The organism is Streptomyces sp. NPDC036822 (assembly GCF_055609145.1).
This window is the reverse complement of record NZ_JBVJPY010000004.1, coordinates 92,156-108,845: the sequence shown is the minus strand read 5'-3', so window position 1 is coordinate 108,845 and position 16,690 is coordinate 92,156. Positions and strand designations below refer to the sequence as shown.

Here is a 16,690-nt window from a genome sequence, read left to right as displayed (position 1 = left end):
CTGCTTCTCCTAGTTCAGGTACTGACAGGTGGAGCGGGGGATGAAGCAGCCGTGTCCGGCCCGGCCGGTGTACTCCCGCTTGTCGATGACGACCTCGCCGCGCGAGAGGACGGTCTCGACCTGTCCGGTGACGGTCTTCCCCTCGTACGCGGAGTAGTCGACGTTCATGTGGTGGGTCCGCGCCGAGAGCGTCTGCCGGACGTGCGGGTCGTAGATGACGACGTCGGCGTCCGCGCCGGGGGCCAGGGTGCCCTTCTGCGGATAGAGGCCGAACATGCGCGCCGGGGTCGCGCAGGCGATCTCGATCCAGCGGCGGCGGGTGAGGTGCCCGTCGACGACGGCCTGGTGGAGCAGGTCCATCCGGTTCTCGACGCCGGGGAGGCCGTTGGGGATCTTGGAGAAGTCGCCGCGGCCGAGTTCCTTCTGGCCGGCGAAGCAGAAGGGGCAGTGGTCGGTGGAGACGACCTGGAGGTCGTTGGTCCGCAGGCCGCGCCAGAGGGCCTCCTGGTGTTCACGGGGGCGCAAGGGCGTGGAGCAGACGTACTTCGCGCCCTCGAAGCCGGGCTCGGCGAGGTTGTCGGTGGAGAGGAAGAGGTACTGCGGGCAGGTCTCGCCGAAGACGTTCAGCCCCATGTCCCGGGCGGCGGCCAGCTCCCGCACCGCCTCGTCGGCGGAGACGTGGACGACGTAGAGGGGCGCCCCGGCCACCCGGGCGAGCTGGATGGCCCGGTGGGTGGCCTCGGCCTCCAGGAGCACCCGGCGGACCTCGCCGTGGTAGCGCGGATCGGTCTCCCCCCGGGCCAGCGCCTGCTCGACGAGGACGTCGATCGCGATGCCGTTCTCGGCGTGCATCATGATCAGCCCGCCGTTGCCCGCGGAGCGCTGCATGGCGCGCAGGATCTGCCCGTCGTCGCTGTAGAAGACACCCGGGTAGGCCATGAAGAGCTTGAAGGAGGTGACACCCTCCTCGACGAGCTTGTCCATCTCCTTGAGCGTGTGCTCGTTGACGTCGGAGAGGATCATGTGGAACGCGTAGTCGACGGCGCAGACGCCGTCCGCCTTGGCGTACCAGGTGTCGAGTCCTTCGCGCAGGGTGTGTCCGACGGTCTGGACGGCGAAGTCGACGATGGTGGTGGTGCCGCCCCAGGCGGCGGCGCGGGTTCCGGTCTCGAAGGTGTCGGAGGCGGAGGTGCCTCCGAAGGGCAGTTCCATGTGCGTGTGCGCGTCGACGCCGCCGGGGATGACGTAGCGGTCGGTGGCGTCGATGGTCCGCTCGGCGGTCCACCGGGCGGCGGCGTCGGAGCCGTGCGTGGCGAGGGCGGCGATGCGGCCGTCCTCGATGAGGACGTCGGCGTGCAGCTCGTCGGCGGCGGTGACGACCAGTCCGCCGCGGATGAGGGTACGGGTACTCACGGGTCTCCCCCTGACAGGAACCGGGTGGGTGCGCTGGGGTGCGAGGGACTTCAGGGCAGGGACTGGGGGGCACGGGCCGCGGGGCGGCGACGGGGCGAGGGTGCGTGGGCGAAGGGCTACAGGGAGCGGAGCGCCTCTTCGAGGATCGCGGCCCCCTCCTCGGCCTCGGCGACGGTGAGCGAGAGCGGCGGGGCGATGCGCAGGGAGCTGGTGCTGTGGCCGCCTCCCTTGCCGATGAGCAGCCCGTTCTCGCGGGCGGCCTCCAGGACGGCGGCGGCCGCCTCCGGGTTCGCCTCGTCGGTGCCGGGCACGGTCAGTTCGATGCCGATCATCAGGCCGCGGCCGCGGACCTCCCGTACCGCCTCCACCCCGGCGCCGACGGCGCGCAGCCGTTCCAGGAGGAGTCCTCCGACGCGCCGGGCGTTGCCCTGGAGGTCGTGTTCCAGGAGGTGGCCGAGGTTGGCCAGACCGGCGGCCATGGTGACGGGGGAACCGCCGAAGGTGGAGATGGAGTTGGCGTCGAGGCAGTTCATGACGTCGGCACGGGCGACGACCCCGCCGACGGACATGCCGTTGCCGATGCCCTTGGCGAAGGTGAGGATGTCGGGCGGGCCGGCCTGGTCGTGGGCCTGCCAGCCCCAGAAGTGGTCGCCGGTGCGGCCCCAGCCGGTCTGCACCTCGTCGGAGATCCAGAGGATGCCGTGCCGGTCGAGGACGCGGCGGAAGGCGGCGTAGAGCCCGTCGGGCGGGGAGGTGAAGCCGCCGACGCCCTGGATGGGTTCCGCGATCAGCGCGGCGACGTCCCGGGTGTGCCCGAGGAGGTCCTCGAGGTCGGCCACGCAGGCCTCGATGAAACGGTCGTCGGTGAGCCGGGCGTACGGACCGCGGGTGCGGACCCCGCCGTGGACGTAGAGGGTCTGGAGCGGGGAGAGCCCGGTGGGAGACCAGGAACGGTTGCCGGTGATGCCGACGGTGGAGAAGGAGCGCCCGTGGTAGCTGTTGCGCATCGCCAGGATCTGGTTCGAACGGCGGTACGTGGTCGCCAGCAGCAGCGCCGTGTCGTTGGCCTCGGTCCCGGAGGTGGTGAAGAAGACGCGGGCGTCCGGGATGCCGGAGAGGGCGGCGATCCGCTCGGCGAGTTCCACCATCGGGCGGTTGAGGTAGAGCGTGGACGCGTGGATGATCCGCCCGGCCTGCTCGGCGACGGCCTTGGTGACCTCGGGCAGGGCGTGGGCGGTCATGGTGGTGAGGATGCCGCCGAAGAAGTCGAGGTACCGACGGCCCTCGGCGTCCCAGACGTGGCGGCCCTCGCCGTGGGTGATCTCGAGGGGGTCCCGGTAGTACAGGGCCACCCAGTCGGGGATGACCGCCTTGTGCCGGTCGTGGAGGCCGCTCACGGGCTCACCAGCCCGTCGTACGCGTCGGGGCGCCTGTCGCGGTAGAACGCCCACTGCTGCCGGACCTCCTCGATCAGACCGAAGTCGAGGTCCCGGACGACGAGTTCCTCGGCCTTGTCCGAGGCGAGGTCGCCGACGAACCGGCCGCGGGGGTCGACGAAGTAGCTGGTGCCGTAGAAGTCGTTGTCCCCGTACTCCTCCTGGCCGACGCGGTTGATGGCGGCGACGAAGTACTCGTTGGCGACGGCGGCCGCGGGCTGTTCCAGCTGCCAGAGGTGGGACGAGAGGCCGCGGTGCGTCGCGGATGGGTTGTAAACCAACTGGGCGCCATTGAGACCGAGTTGACGCCAGCCCTCGGGGAAGTGCCGGTCGTAGCAGATGTAGACGCCGACCTTGCCGACGGCGGTGTCGAAGACCGGCCAGCCGGCGTTCCCGGGGCGGAAGTAGTACTTCTCCCAGAAGCCCTTGACCTGGGGGATGTGGTGCTTGCGGTACTTGCCGAGGTAGGAGCCGTCCGCGTCGATCACGGCGGCGGTGTTGTAGTAGAAGCCGGAGTCCTCGATCTCGAAGACGGGGACGACGATCACCATGCCGGTCTCGCGGGCGAGCTCGCGCATGCGCAGGACGGTGGGCCCGTCGGGGACCGGTTCGGCCCAGCGGTAGTGCTCGGGCTCCTGCACCTGGCAGAAGTAGGGGGCGTTGAAGACCTCCTGGAACCCGATGACCTTGGCACCCTGCCGGGCCGCCTCCCGGGCGTGCTCCTCATGCTTGGCGATCATGGATTCGGTGTCGCCCGTCCAGGTCGCCTGGACGAGTGCGGCGCGTACGACAGCGGTCATGAGCTGCTCCTTCGGCACGGCGTCAGAGAGCCTCTACGCACGTAGACGCGGTGCGTAGGAGGAGAACGTAAGCCCCGTCACACCCCGGAGCAAGACCGCCGCCGCGAAGCAACGGAGTCGATCATGTTTCATACCCGAGTGGTCCACGTCGGACACGCACCGACACGTCCCGGGCTGTTCCGGTGTGACCGGTGTGACCGGTGCCGGGAGGAGCGGCGCGGGTGCCGCGGCGAGGGACGGGGTCGTCAGACTCCCCCGAATCCGGCGACCCGCAGCGCGTGCGACAGGTCGCGCGCGCACGCCGGGGACACCGACCCGGCGGCGTCGAGGAGTTGCGGCACCAGCGTCCGCGGGTCGACGCCCGCGAGCCGGGCGGCCTCCTCGGGGGTGTGGACCCGGACGAAGGCGGCCAGGAGGGCCCGCGCCTCGCGGTGGCGCCCCTCGGCGCGCAGGGCGGCGCACGCGCCCGCCAGCTCGTCGACGGGACGGGCGACGCCCTGGCGGAGCAGCTGATCGCAGTCCTCGTCCCGGCCCGCGTCCGCGAGCGCCCCGGCGACGGCGGCGAGCGGGCCGGGCGGCAGCGTGGCCGCCTCCCAGAGAAGGGTGGACCAGTCCGCGCCGAGCCCCGCCCGGTGCAGTTCCGCGGCGAGCGCGGGCAGCCAGTCGGGCGGACCGGCGAGCGCCTCGCAGAGCAGGGCGTGCGCCTCGCCGCTGCGGCCCTGGGCGCGCAGCCGGCCCAGGGCGTAGACCGCGTTCCCCGCGGCGCGTGCCGCCTCTTCGACGGCGCCCGCGGAAGGGGTACGGGGCCGGGGAGCGGCGGTGGTCGCGGTTCCGCCGAACCGGGCGCCGCGCGGCGCGGCCGGGGCGTCCATGGCGACCTGGGGCACCGCGACGGCCGGCGGAGCCTCGTCGCCCTCGTCCATCCAGGCGTACCGGGCGCCTCGGGGGCGACGCTTGACCGGGGCGGGGTCCGCGGCCCGGGGAGGGCTGGCGGAGGCCCCACGCCCTCCGGCGCCCGTGGCGCCGCCGGGGGCGGGAGTGGCCCCGGTTCCGGGTGCGGGTGCGAAGTCGGCGCCGGGGAAGGAGGTGATGCCGATTGCGGGGGCAGGTGCGAAGTCGGCGCCGGTTGCGGGGGCGGGTGCGAAGTCGGCGCCGGTTGCGGGGCGGGCGGGGGCTTGGGGCGCCGCCCCGGTTCCGGGGGCGCCGCCCGCCCCGGTCGCGGTGACGGTCAGGCGGGCCAGACGGGTGGTCAGTGCGGCGATCCGGGCCGTCGCCCGGCTGTGGTCGTCCCGGCACCAGGCCAGTTCGTTGCGGAGCCGGGGCGCGTCCGGGGAGGCCGGAGCCGCCCCGAGCCGGGCGCCCAGTTCCAGCAGGCGGCTCTCCGCGTACCGCCGCTCCCGCTCCCGCAGCTCCCGGCGCTCACGCAGGGCCTCCGCGCCACCCGGGCGCCGGTCGTGGGCCGCGGCCGCCGCCGCGTACAGGGCCCTGGCCCGCACGGCCCGGGGGCCTGCGGGGTCCTCGCCCGCGTCCTGAAGGAGGGACGCCACGAGGTCCCAGGGCATGATCTCCGTGCCGTCGAAGCAGGCTCGGAGCCCTTCCGGCTCGCGGCTCACGAAGACGCCGTACCAGCCCTCGTCCGGCTTCAGACGGGCCGCCAGGTCTCTGAGGCAGCGCGCGAACGCCGCCGTCTCCGCCGGGAGTTGATAAACCGTCATACAGCCCGCACCGCCCACACCCTCGAATGGAACCTTCCGGTCCGCGGGTATTCGACCGCAGTGGTGTTACGAGACGGCTACGGACGGTTTTCGTGCGGCGACCCGTCCGTCAGAACGTCACGGCGATGCCCGTGTGCGGCCGCTTGCCGAGGCGGGCGACCATGGCCGGCCAGTCGACGAGCCAGAACTGCCAGGTGTACTTCCGGGCGAGCAGCCTGCGTATCCGGCGCAGCTCCTCCCCCTCCACGAGACGGGCGGTCCCCTCGACGGGGACCGCGCCCGCGTCGACGTTTCCGCGCACGTCACAGGGGGCGACGACGACCCGGGGGTCGTTGCGCAGCCGCTTGACCTTCCAGGAGTCGGTGCGGGTCCACGCGTACAGCGCGTCGCCCTCCACCGCGTACCAGACGGGAGTCGCCACCCCGGTCCCGTTCCTGCGGAAGGTGGTCAGGCTGACGTAGCGGCCGCGTCGCAGCTCCTCGGGCATCATGCGGCCGAGGCTATGCCACCGGCCCGGACGGGATCAGACCGGCACCAGCGCACAGCGCGTGACGACCTCGTCGAGGGAGAGGCCGAGGACTCCGGCCAGGGCCGCGACGGTGAAGAAGGCGGGGGTCGGGGCCCGTCCGGTCTCGATCTTGCGTAGCGTCTCGGCGGAGAGGCCCGCGGCCGAGGCGATCTCGGCCATGGACCGGCCGCCGCGCGCCTCGCGCAGCAGCAGCCCGAGCCGCTCGCCGCGTTCACGCTCTTCCGGGGTCAAGGGGGTGCGCACCATGACACCATTCTAATACCGGTATAGTAATTGGCATGGTGGAGATCAAGACCGACATGTCCCTGCAGGCGATGCGCGAGGCGGGAAGGGTCGTCGCCCACGCGCTGGCGGCGGTACGGGAGAAGGCGGCGCCGGGGGTCACCCTCGTCGAACTGGACCGGGTCGCCCGGGCGGTGCTCGACGAGGCCGGGGCGGGCTCGCCGTTCCTGGGGTACCACCCCGACTGGACCCCGGTACCGTTCCCGGCCGTCGTGTGCGCCTCGGTGAACGACGCGATCGTGCACGGCATCCCGGACGACCGCCCCCTCGCGGACGGGGACCTCGTGTCCATCGACTGCGGCGCCACCCTCGGCGGCTGGGTGGGCGACGCGGCCGTCAGTTTCACCGTCGGCCGCGCCCGGGCCGAGGACACCCGCCTGATCGACACGGCGTACGCGGCACTGGAGGCCGGCATCGGCGCGGCCGTCGTCGGCAACCGCATCGGCGACATCGCCCATGCCGTCGGCCGGGTGTGCCGCCGCGCGGGCTACGGCATCGCGGACGGCTTCGGCGGCCACGGCATCGGCCGCAGCATGCACGAGGACCCGGGCGTCCCCAACGAGGGACGCCCGGGCCGGGGCATGCCGCTGCGCCACGGCATGGTCATCGCGATCGAGCCGATGCTGATCGCCGGCGGCGGGGACCACCACTACACGGCCGCGGACGGCTGGACGGTCCGCACCCTGGACGGCTCCCGCGCGGCCCACACCGAACACACGGTGGCGATCACCGACGGCGGCCCCAGGATCCTGACGGCCCTCTAGAGCCCGGCGGCAGCGACCCCGGGGGAGCTCATGCCACCGGGGCCGCCGGCCGTCCCCCGGCCGTTCACCCCCGGGGCCGTACGACCATCGCCGAGCCGCCGCCCCTGCGTACCGTCTCCGCCGCCGCCACCCAGCGGCCGTCCGGCAGGCGTTGCACGCCCGTCGCCGCACCGATCTCCGGGTTCTGCCGGAAGGCGTGGCCGATCGCCTCCAGCTCGCCCTTCAGCGGGCTGTTCCAGAGGCCCGGTTCGAGTTCCGTCGTCGTCTGGTTGCGCTGACTGGCCCGGGGCGCCGCGATCGCGTCGACGAGAGGGAGCCCCAGGTCGACGACGCCGGTCAGCGTCTGCAGCACGGTGGTGATGATCGTCGCCCCGCCGGGGGACCCCAGGGCGAGCACCGCCCGCCCGTGCCGGTCGAGCACGATGGTCGGGGCCATGGACGAACGGGGCCGCTTGCCGGGTCCGGGCAGGTTCGGGTCGTGGACCGCCGGGTTCGCCGGGGCGAAGGAGAAGTCGGTCAGCTCGTTGTTGAGCAGGAAGCCGCGCCCCGGCACGGTGATCCCGCTGCCGCCGGTCGACTCGATGGTCAGCGTGTAGGCGACGACGTCGCCCCACTTGTCCGCCACGGTGAGATGCGTCGTGTTCTCGCCCTCGTACGTGGTCGGCGCCGCCGTCCCGCCGCTCGCGCAGTCGGCCGGGTGGCGCGGGTCGCCGGGGGCGAGCGGGCTGGTCAGGACGGCGTCGTCGCGGATCAGGCACGCCCGGGAGTCGGCGAACCGCTGTGAGAGCAGGCCGCGTACGGGGACGTCCTCGAAGGCCGGGTCGCCGACCCAGCGGCCCCGGTCGGCGAACGCGATCCGGCTCGCCTCGATGAAGCGGTGCAGGTACCCGGCCTGGGAGGCGGCGGAGAGGTCGGTGCGCTCCAGGATGTTGAGCGCCTCGCCGACGCTGGTGCCACCGGAGGACGAGGGGGCCATGCCGTAGACGTCGAGGCCGCGGTACGAGACCTTCGTGGGCAGGCGCCGTACGGTCTCGTAGGCCCGCAGGTCATGCTCCGTCAGGTCTCCGGCGCGGACGACCCGCGTAGCGCCCTGCCGCACCGGCGGCCTGCGCACCGTGTCGACGATGTCCCGGGCCAGCGGTCCGCGGTAGAGCGCGCCGACACCTTCCCGGCCGAGCTTCTCGTACGTACGGGCGAGATCCGGGTTGGTGAAGGTGGAGCCGACGACGGGCAGGGCTCCGCCCGGCAGGAAGAGCTTCGAGGAGGCGGGGAAGTCGCGGAACCGGGCCTCGTTGGCGGCCGTCTGGGCGCGGAAGGTCGGGTCGACGGTGAAGCCCTCCCGGGCCAGCCGCGTGGCCGGTTCGAGAAGGCGGCGCAGCGGCTTGCTGCCCCAGGCGTCGAGGGCGGTCCGCCAGGTCGCCGGGGTGCCGGGGGTGCCGACGCTCCGGCCGCTGGTCATGGCCTCCTCGAAGGGGAGGGGCTTGCCGTCCTCCAGGAAGAGGCCCGCGTCCGCCGACAGCGGGGCGGTCTCGCGGCCGTCGACGGTGCGCACGGAACGGGTCTCGGCGTCGTAGTGGACGAGGTAGCCGCCGCCTCCGATGCCGGCCGAGTACGGTTCGGTGACGCCGAGGGCCGCGGCCACGGCGACCGCCGCGTCGACCGCGTTGCCGCCGTCGCGGAGCACCTCGATCCCGGCGGCGGAGGCGTCCGCGTCGACGCTGGCGACGGCTCCCCCGTATCCGACCGCGACCGGTACCTTCACCGGGGGCGGGGCGCCGGTCGCGGCGGGCGCCGGGGTCCCGGCCGAGGCCCCGGTGGCGGTCGGCGGGGCCGCCGCCCCCACCGAGAGCAGTACGGTCGCGGCGACGACGAGAGCCGACCCCTTCCGGGCGACGGAACGACGCATCCCTACCTCCAGTCAAGAGCCGTCCGCGCAGCGTAACTTCCGGGAGAGCCCGTCGTCAGGACCGCCTCGAACACGGCGCCGCTCCCCCGCTAGCATGCGCGCCCATGAATGAAGACCTGCGCAATGTCGTCCTCGGCGTGCTCGCGACCGGCGTCAGCGCGTCGCTGGGCTGGCTGGCCCGGACGTATCTCTGGCGCCGCAAGCTCCGGCGCAAGCAGGCGTTCTTCGGCCTGACCGGGGGCTCCGACTGCCTGCTCGTGGTGAACCGCAAGGCGGGCAGCGAGAGGGCGGTGCACAACGTCGACGTGTCCGCGCTGCTCGAACTCTCCGCCCTGATCAAGGACTGCGGTGCGCGGCCGGAGATAGTCCAGCACGACATGGCCCGGCAGGGGCTGGGCGACCGGGCGGAGTTCTGCGTCGGCGGCCCCTACTCCAACCGGCGGATGGCTGCCCACCTCGGGTCCCTGCTGCCGGGACTCACGGTCAACGTGGAGTCGGAGCCGGTCGCGGACCGGGGCATGTTCACGATCGGCGAGGAGACGTACCGGGCCGACCCCGGGAACACCGAGTACGCCCTCCTCGCCCGGCTCACCGGGGGCGAGGGCGGCCTGCCGGTCTTCCTGTTCTGCGGCCAGTACGCGGTCACGAACCAGGCCGCGACGCGGTATCTGGCCCGGCACCACGAGAAGCTGGCGCGGAAGTACGGCTCCGGGCCCTTCGTCCTCCTCCTGAAGGTGGTCAACTCCGAGGCGTACGGACCCGACGTGGTGGAGCTGGTCGCCGACGTGACCCGGCAGGCGCGGGAGGCGCGGACGGCTAGCGCACCCGAAGCGGCAGCGACGTGATGCCGTTGACGAAGTTGGAGACCAGGCGGCGGGGCGGGCCTGCCGGGGTGAGGCCGGTGAGGGTGCCCCGCGCCGCCGCGGCCCTCACCTCCTCGTGCAGGACCCGCAGCTGCAGCCGGGCGAAGTGGGCGCCGAGGCAGACGTGCGGGCCGTCCCCGAAGGAGACGTGGGGGTTGGGGTTCCGGCCGAGGTCGAGCCGGTGGGGGGCGGGGAAGACGCGCTCGTCGTGGTTGGCGGAGGCGTGGAAGACGACGACCTTGTCTCCGGCGGCGATGGCCTGACCGGCGAGTTCGGTGGCGTGGGCGGCGGTGCGCCGGAAGGAGAGCACGGGCGGGTGGACGCGCAGGAGCTCCTCCACCGCCCGGTCCACGGGCACCTCGCCGCTCCACAGCCGTCGGCGCTCGTCCGGGTTCCCGGCGAGGGCGAGCAGTCCGCCGGGGGCCGCGGAGCGGACGGTGTCGTTGCCGGCGACGGTCAGCAGGAAGAAGAACATCTCCAGCTCCGCGTCCCGGAGTTCGCCGGTGGCCAGCGCGGTCATGACGTCGTCCGCCGGATGCCTCCGCTTGTGCGCGGCCAGGTCCTGGGCGTAGGAGAACATCTCGGCCAGCATGGCGGGTGAGCGCGGGTTGACGGGCCGGCCCTCGTGGTCGAGGACGGGCGGCTGGTCGGGGTCCTGGTAGGCGATGACCCGCTCGGTCCAGGCGAGGAGCAGTCCCCGGTCCGCGGCGGGCACGCCGAGCAGGTCGGTGAGGTTGAGCAGGGCGTAGTCGTCGGTGAACTGGCGGACGAGGTCGACCTCCGGCCCCGCCTGCGCCGCGGCGGCCAGCAGCGTCCGGGCCCGCTCGCGGGCTGTCGCCGCGAACCGTTCGATCCGTCCGGGGGTGAACGCCCGGCTGACCAGCCGTCGCAGACGGCCGTGGTCCGGCGGGTCCTGGTTGAGCATCATGCGCCGGATGAACGGCAGGTCGGCGGGTTCGGGGTCGCGGATCTGCGTGGCGCCGAGGTGCGAGGAGAACGTCGAGGCGTCCTTGAGCACCCGTACGACGTCCGCGTGGCGGGTCACGGCCCAGAAGCCGGGGCCGGGGGGCCAGCCGAGCACCTCGTACTCCTCCTGCCGGGCGACCGGATACCGGTCGCGCAGGATCCGGAAGGCCGGGTGGGGCAGCCCTCGGGCGTAGACGCGGGGGTCGAAGACATCGGGGACGCCGGGCGGGCCGGCCACGTCGCTCGCACTCTCCACGGACCACAGCCTGGCACGGGTCACCGGGCCACGGGGGCGATCCCGTGAGCGGGGGCGGATACCTGCCGTGGCGCGGACGCCCGCGTCGGCGCGGAGGGGGACGTTCGAGGGGGACCGCCGCACTGCCGTACATCGACGGGCACGCGACCGTCGACCTCCGCGCGGAGAGCCGGGGCGCGCGTCCCGGTCCGGCGGGCCGTGTCCACCGAGGTCACCGGGACGGGCGGTCACGCGGTGGGGATGCGGCGATGCTGGGATCGATCGCGCGCCGCTGCGGTCCCGGTAGCGGGCGGGGTGGTGTCCCGTCTCACATCCGACATCGGGGAAAAGGATCGGATTGTCGCAACCCTTTCGGTTCCGTGGCCCTCTTGCCCCGCGTAAGAGATCCACACCCGGAGGTCGTCCCACGTGAACCGCATACGCCCGCGCCCCCTGCTCACCGCCGCCGTGGGAGTCGGCCTGGCCGCCCTCACCTCGTGTTCCGGCGGGCCGACGCCGGCCGACGACGGCAAGGGGGCGCCGCCGGTGACGCGGATATCGGTGAACCTCACCGGCGAGCGGGCCCCGGCGGGCGAGCCGGTGGTCGTCCGCCTCGCCGAGGGGCGTCTCGCGCGGGTCGAGGTGACCGACTCCCGGGGCGGGCGGCTCGACGGCAAGGTGGCGCCCGACGGACGGAGTTGGACCTCCGCGCGCAAGGCCGCCCCGGGGACGGCCTACGCGGTCGCGGCGAAGGACGCGGCCGGCGGCAGCGCCACGGCCGGCTTCACCACCGCCCGGGCCGAGAAGGTCAACAAGCTGACGCTGGCGCCCGGCAAGGACACCACCGTCGGCATCGGCCAGCCGCTGTCGATCGTCTTCGACCACCCGGTGAAGAACAGGGCCGAGGTCGAGAAGCAGCTGGTGGTCACCACCTCGAACCGCACCGAGGGCTCCTGGGGCTGGATGCGGGACTGGTCCGGCAAGGACAGGGTCGACTGGCGGCCGAAGGAGTACTGGAAGCCCGGCACCCGGGTCACCCTGGACGCCCGGCTGAACGACGTCGACTCCGGGGCCGGCGGCTGGTTCGTCCGTGACTACACCACCACGTTCGGCATCGGCCGCGCGCAGGTCGTCAAGGTCGACCTCGACCGTCACCGGCTGATCCTGGTGCGGGACGGCGCCGTCGTGAAGGACGTGCCCGTGTCGGCCGGCACACCGGGCGGGGAGAAGGCGTCCTGGCGCGGCAGGACGGTGCTCATGTCCAAGGAGGGCACCATCAACATGCGCTCCGAGACCGTCGGGCTCGGCGACGCCTACGACAAGATGGTCGACTACTCGATGCGGCTGACCTGGTCGGGCATGTACGCCCACGCGGCGCCCTGGAACGCGGCCTACTTCGGCACCGCCAACCGGAGCTCCGGCTGCATCGGCATGAGCGACGCCGACGCGCGGGCCGTGTACGACGCGGTGCGGGTCGGCGACCCGTTCGAGATCACCGGCTCCGACGCCAAGGGGACGCAGGCCCTGAACAACGGCTACGGCGCGTGGAACCTGTCGTGGGAGGAGTGGCGCGCCACGAGCGCGGGTAACTGACACCGCGTCCAATAATCGTTACCGCCACGTAACTTACCGACCAGTTACCCCGGGTAAGGCATCCCGGTTACCGTCGGGTCACTTTCACTGCCCCCCATCAGTGACACCCCAGTGAGGAGTGACCCGTGCGCATACCCCTGGCCCTCGCCGTCTCGGCCGCTCTCGTGGCGGGGACGGCGCTCGGGCTCGCCCCCGTCGCCCACGCCGCGGAGACCGGCATCCGCTTCGTGGACATCGCCAGCGACGGCGGCACCGTCCTCAAGGCCAACGTCGTCACCCCGGCCGGCGCCGACGGCTCCGCCCGCTACCCCGTCATCGTGCTGCCCACCAGCTGGGCCATGCCCCAGATCGAGTACCTCGCCCAGGCCAGGAAGCTCGCCGACTCCGGCTACGTCGTGGTCGCGTACAACTCGCGCGGGTTCTGGCAGTCCGGCGGCGAGATCGAGACCGCGGGGCCCAAGGACATCGCCGACGCCACCAAGGTCATCGACTGGGCGCTCGCCCACACCCCGGCCGATCCCGACAAGGTCGGCATGGCGGGCGTCTCGTACGGCGCCGGGATCAGCCTGCTCACCTCCGCGTACGACAAGCGCGTCAAGGCCGTCGCCGCGCTGAGCGGCTGGGCCGACCTCATCGAGTCGATCTACAGCGGCCGCACCCAGCACCTCCAGGCCGCCGCCCTGCTCGGCGGCGCCGGCCATCTCACCGGCCGCCCCGGACCCGAACTCCAGAGCGTCCTCGGCGACTTCCTCTCCTCCAACCTCGCCAAGGAGGAGGAGATGATCGCCTGGGGAGCGAAGCGCTCGGCCGTCACCCACCTGGACCGGATCAACGCCAACGGCGCCGCAATCATGCTCGGCAACGCCTGGGGCGACACCATCTTCCCGCCCAACCAGTACGCGTCCTTCTACGAGAAGCTCCAGGGCCCCAAGCGCCTGGAGTTCCGCCCCGGCGACCACGCCACGGCCGAGGCGACCGGCCTGCTCGGCCTGCCCAACGACACCTGGACCAACGCCCACCGCTGGTTCGACCGTCATCTCAAGGGCGCCGACAACGGCATCGACCGCGAGCAGCCCGTCCAGCTCAAGCCCCGCTCCGACGGCGGCTACGAGGGCTACCCCGACTGGAAGTCGGTGGGAGCCGACCAGCGCAGGATCGCGCTGGGGGGCTCGCAGAGGATCTGGGCCAACGTCGACTCCGGGGCCAACGGCGGAGTCGTCCTCCTCTCCAACCTCCTGGACCAGTTCCTCCAGGCCCCGCCCGTCGCGTCCATCCCCCTCCTCCCCCGCGCCTTCACCGGCGTCTGGCAGTCCGAGCGCCACGACACCGTCCAGAAGGTGCGCGGCACGGCCAGGCTGCACACCACGGTCACCTCCACCAAGGAGAGCGGCACCCTCGTCGCGTACCTCTACGACGTGGGCCCGCTCGGCCTCGGCAAGCTGGTCAGCAACGCCCCGTACACCTTCCACGGGAAGACGCCCGGCACGCCGTTCACCGTCAACCTGGACCTGTTCTCCACGGCCTACGACGTGCCGGCCGGCCACCGTCTCGCCGTGGTCGTCGACACGGTCGACCCGCTCTACATCGAGCACAACCCGACCGGCGCACAGCTGACCTTCTCCTCGCCGGCGGCCGACCCGTCGTACGTGTCGGTCCCGCTGCGGGAGGAGTGATCACCGGCTGCTGCCGGACGGGTACGGCCCCCTCGCGGGGCGCCGCGGCCGCGGTGCCCTACGCGCCCGTGGGAGGACCCCCGCCCGGCAGCAGCGTCCCCCGGTCGGGCGGGGGGAGGTCCACGGCCTTCGTCTTGGGGTTGCGGCGCTCCTTGCGCGCCACCCAGGTGGCGAACCACGACAGCAGCAGGCACATCCCGATGTAGACCGCCGAGATCACCATCACCACCGGAATGAACGGCAGGTCGTAGTCCAGGTTCGACGCGATCAGCTTGCCCGCGTGCAGGAACTCCTCGTAGGTGATGAGGAATCCGAGCGAGGTGTCCTTGAGCGCCACCACCAGCTGGCTGATGATGGTCGGCAGCATCGCGCGCAGCGCCTGGGGGACGAGGACGTAGGTCATGACCTGCGTCTTGCGCATGCCGAGCGCGGACGCCGCCTCCCGCTGCCCGCGGTCGACCGAGTGGACTCCGGTACGGAAGACCTCCGCCAGCACCGAGCCGTTGTAGAGGGTCAGCCCGGCGACGAGCGCGGGGAGCGGCTGGACCTTCAGCGCCACGAAGATGAAGAAGATCATCACCAGCACGGGCATGGCGCGGAAGAACTCGACGAAGAGGGTCGAGATCCAGCGCAGGACCCGGTGCTCGGAGAGGCGCCCGCAGGCCAGGATCCCGCCGAGCACGAGGGAGAGCACCGAGGCGTAGGCGAAGGCCTTGAGGGTGTTGCCGAGACCGCGCAGCAGCAGCTCCTGGATGCCCTCGTAGGCGAACGGCGCCCACTTGGTCGCGGTGAACTGCCCGGTGTCGAAGAGGAGGTACAGGATCCAGCCGGCGAGGGCCAGGAGCACCACGGTGGAGAGGACGCCGTAGAGCCGGTGGCGGCGCCGGGTGCTCGGGCCCGGGATGTCGTACAGGGCGGTGGACTGGCTCATCGGGCGACTCCCCAGCGCTTCTCCAGGATGTTGAAGATCGCGCTGATGGTGAGGGTGATGATCAGGTAGCCGACGGCGATCCAGACGAAGGTCCAGACGATGTTGTAGCCGAGTTCGCTCAGCGTCTTGTAGGTGCCGAGGAGTTCGGTGACGCTGAAGGCCCCGGCGATGGCCGAGTTCTTGGCGAGCGCGATGAGCGTGGAGCCGATGGGCGGGATGACCGAGCGGAACGCCTGGGGCAGGACGACGGCGCCCAGGGTCTGCCCGAAGGTCATGCCGAGGCTCCGCGCCGCCTCCCCCTGGCCGCGCGGCACGGTGTTGATGCCGGAGCGCAGCGCCTCGCAGATGAAGGCCGAGGTGTAGCAGCCGAGCGCGAGGACCGCGAACAGCTCGAAGGGGAGGACGAGACCGAAGCGGGGCAGGCCGAGCATCACGGCGAAGAAGAGCAGGGTGAGCGGGGTGTTGCGCAGCACGGTCACCCAGACGGTGCCGAAGACCCGGAAGGACCCGACCGGGGCGACCCGGAACGACGCCATCAGGAAGCCGAGGACGAGGGCCAGGGCCGAGGCGTAGACGGTGAGTTCGACGGTGCCCAGGAAGCCCTCGCCGTAGAGGGAGAAGTTCTGTGTCAGTACGTCCATGTCGCCGCTCTCCTCCTCAGTTCGCCGGGTAGCGGTCGATGGCGGGCGGCATGGGGGCGGGCACTCCGGACAGGCCGAGGGTCGCGTCGTACGCCTTCTTCCAGTCGCCGTTCTTCTCGTGGGCGGCGAGGGCGTCGTCCAGGGCGAAGCGCAGGGCGGTGTCGTCGTGGGGGACGCCGATGCCGTAGGGCTCCTTCGAGAACGGCCGCCCGACGACCTCGAGTTCGTCCGGCGCCTTGGCGGCGTACCCCATGAGGATGGTGTCGTCCGTGGTGACGGCGTCGACCTGGAAGGTGAGCAGGTTGTCGACGCAGACCGAGTAGGTGTCGTAGGCGACGAGGTCGGCCTTGGGGTAGTCCTTCTCGATCCGCTGGTACGGGGTGGAGCCTGCGGCGGAGCAGACCCGCTTGCCGTCGAGGTCCTGGGGTCCGTCGACGTCGTCCTCGTCGGCGCGGACGAGCAGGGACTGGCCGGCCATGTAGTACGGGCCGGCGAAGCCGACGAGTTTCCTGCGGTTGGCGTTGATCGTGTAGGTGCCGACGTAGTAGTCGATCTGACCGTTCTGCAGGGCGGTCTCGCGGTTGGCCGAGGCGATGGTGCGGAACTCGACGGAGGCGGGGTCGAAGCCGAGCGAGGCCGACATCATCTTGGCGATCTCGATGTCGAAGCCGGAGTACGTCCCGGTGGCCGGGTCCTTCTCGCCCATGTAGGGCTGGTCCTCCTTGGCGCCGACGACCAGGTGCCCGCGCTCCTTCGCCTTCCGCCAGGTCGCGGAGTCGGGCAGCCGGAAGTCGGTCCGGACCTGGTAGACGGGCAGTTCGTCGGGCTGCGGCCCCTTGACCGGCGGGCTGCCCTCCTTGCCGCAGGCGGCCGCCGCGCCCGCGACGAGCAGGAGCACGAGGGCGGCGAGGGTGCGTTTCGTACGGTGCATGGGCGTCCCTCC

15 protein-coding genes are annotated in these 16,690 nt (G+C 72.4%); 4 read left to right on the top strand and 11 right to left on the bottom strand.

Translation table 11 applies throughout. The annotated features are described in order from the left end of the window. Positions 1–9 precede the first annotated feature (9 nt). From hydA to ACZ68P_RS11090, 6 genes are all read right to left on the bottom strand, one after another. Positions 10–1,413 (bottom strand): dihydropyrimidinase, encoded by a 1,404-nt coding sequence (gene hydA / locus ACZ68P_RS11115; protein ID WP_471005117.1) that lies wholly within the window; start codon positions 1,411–1,413, stop codon positions 10–12. 116 nt (positions 1,414–1,529) lie between these two features. Beyond that, complete coding sequence (locus tag ACZ68P_RS11110; RefSeq protein WP_471005116.1) at positions 1,530–2,810, bottom strand: aspartate aminotransferase family protein; 1,281 nt, start codon at positions 2,808–2,810, stop codon at positions 1,530–1,532. Beyond that, the gene (locus tag ACZ68P_RS11105; protein WP_365714704.1) at positions 2,807–3,649 is read right to left on the bottom strand and encodes a nitrilase-related carbon-nitrogen hydrolase; all 843 of its coding nucleotides are present in this window, start codon (positions 3,647–3,649) and stop codon (positions 2,807–2,809) included. Before ACZ68P_RS11105 ends, ACZ68P_RS11110 begins: the two co-directional genes overlap by 4 nt. Before the next feature lie 245 nt (positions 3,650–3,894). Then, positions 3,895–5,364: a UL36 very large tegument protein gene (locus tag ACZ68P_RS11100; RefSeq protein ID WP_471005115.1), complete on the bottom strand. Its 1,470-nt coding sequence runs from the start codon at positions 5,362–5,364 to the stop codon at positions 3,895–3,897. Positions 5,365–5,473: 109 nt separating this feature from the next. Continuing rightward, positions 5,474–5,854 carry a PPOX class F420-dependent oxidoreductase gene (locus tag ACZ68P_RS11095; protein WP_471005114.1) on the bottom strand — a complete coding sequence of 127 codons (381 nt, stop codon included), beginning with the start codon at positions 5,852–5,854 and terminating at the stop codon, positions 5,474–5,476. A gap of 33 nt (positions 5,855–5,887) precedes the next feature. Further along, positions 5,888–6,139, bottom strand: coding sequence for a helix-turn-helix domain-containing protein (locus tag ACZ68P_RS11090; protein WP_365714707.1), 252 nt, complete (start codon positions 6,137–6,139; stop codon positions 5,888–5,890). A 32-nt stretch (positions 6,140–6,171) separates the two neighbouring features. Between ACZ68P_RS11090 and map the strand changes: the two genes are divergently transcribed. Next, the gene (gene map / locus ACZ68P_RS11085; RefSeq protein ID WP_471005113.1) at positions 6,172–6,939 is read left to right on the top strand and encodes a type I methionyl aminopeptidase; all 768 of its coding nucleotides are present in this window, start codon (positions 6,172–6,174) and stop codon (positions 6,937–6,939) included. Between the two features lie 64 nt (positions 6,940–7,003). Here the strand turns inward: map and ggt are convergent, their stop codons facing one another. Continuing rightward, complete coding sequence (gene ggt / locus ACZ68P_RS11080; RefSeq protein WP_471005112.1) at positions 7,004–8,845, bottom strand: gamma-glutamyltransferase; 1,842 nt, start codon at positions 8,843–8,845, stop codon at positions 7,004–7,006. A gap of 104 nt (positions 8,846–8,949) precedes the next feature. Between ggt and ACZ68P_RS11075 the strand changes: the two genes are divergently transcribed. Beyond that, the gene (locus ACZ68P_RS11075; RefSeq protein ID WP_471005111.1) at positions 8,950–9,690 is read left to right on the top strand and encodes a hypothetical protein; all 741 of its coding nucleotides are present in this window, start codon (positions 8,950–8,952) and stop codon (positions 9,688–9,690) included. On the opposite strand, the gene ACZ68P_RS11070 is transcribed toward ACZ68P_RS11075, so the two are convergent. Continuing rightward, positions 9,662–10,930 carry a cytochrome P450 gene (locus ACZ68P_RS11070; RefSeq protein ID WP_471005110.1) on the bottom strand — a complete coding sequence of 423 codons (1,269 nt, stop codon included), beginning with the start codon at positions 10,928–10,930 and terminating at the stop codon, positions 9,662–9,664. The genes ACZ68P_RS11075 and ACZ68P_RS11070 overlap by 29 nt on opposite strands. 408 nt (positions 10,931–11,338) lie before the next feature. Between ACZ68P_RS11070 and ACZ68P_RS11065 the strand changes: the two genes are divergently transcribed. Together ACZ68P_RS11065 and ACZ68P_RS11060 are read left to right on the top strand one after the other, a co-directional pair. Further along, positions 11,339–12,502 carry an Ig-like domain-containing protein gene (locus tag ACZ68P_RS11065; RefSeq protein ID WP_471005109.1) on the top strand — a complete coding sequence of 388 codons (1,164 nt, stop codon included), beginning with the start codon at positions 11,339–11,341 and terminating at the stop codon, positions 12,500–12,502. A 125-nt stretch (positions 12,503–12,627) separates the two neighbouring features. Further along, a complete protein-coding gene (locus tag ACZ68P_RS11060) occupies positions 12,628–14,175 on the top strand; it encodes an alpha/beta fold hydrolase (RefSeq protein WP_471005108.1) in 1,548 nt (515 codons plus the stop codon). A 58-nt stretch (positions 14,176–14,233) separates the two neighbouring features. Here the strand turns inward: ACZ68P_RS11060 and ACZ68P_RS11055 are convergent, their stop codons facing one another. Genes ACZ68P_RS11055 through ACZ68P_RS11045 form a run of 3 tightly spaced genes read right to left on the bottom strand, consistent with a single transcriptional unit; the run spans position 14,234 to position 16,678 of the window. Continuing rightward, the gene (locus ACZ68P_RS11055; protein ID WP_471005107.1) at positions 14,234–15,106 is read right to left on the bottom strand and encodes an amino acid ABC transporter permease; all 873 of its coding nucleotides are present in this window, start codon (positions 15,104–15,106) and stop codon (positions 14,234–14,236) included. After that, positions 15,103–15,747, bottom strand: a complete 645-nt coding sequence (locus ACZ68P_RS11050; RefSeq protein WP_471005106.1) for an amino acid ABC transporter permease — start codon at positions 15,745–15,747, stop codon at positions 15,103–15,105. Before ACZ68P_RS11050 ends, ACZ68P_RS11055 begins: the two co-directional genes overlap by 4 nt. A gap of 16 nt (positions 15,748–15,763) precedes the next feature. Beyond that, positions 15,764–16,678, bottom strand: a complete 915-nt coding sequence (locus tag ACZ68P_RS11045; protein ID WP_471005105.1) for a glutamate ABC transporter substrate-binding protein — start codon at positions 16,676–16,678, stop codon at positions 15,764–15,766. Positions 16,679–16,690: the final 12 nt, after the last annotated feature.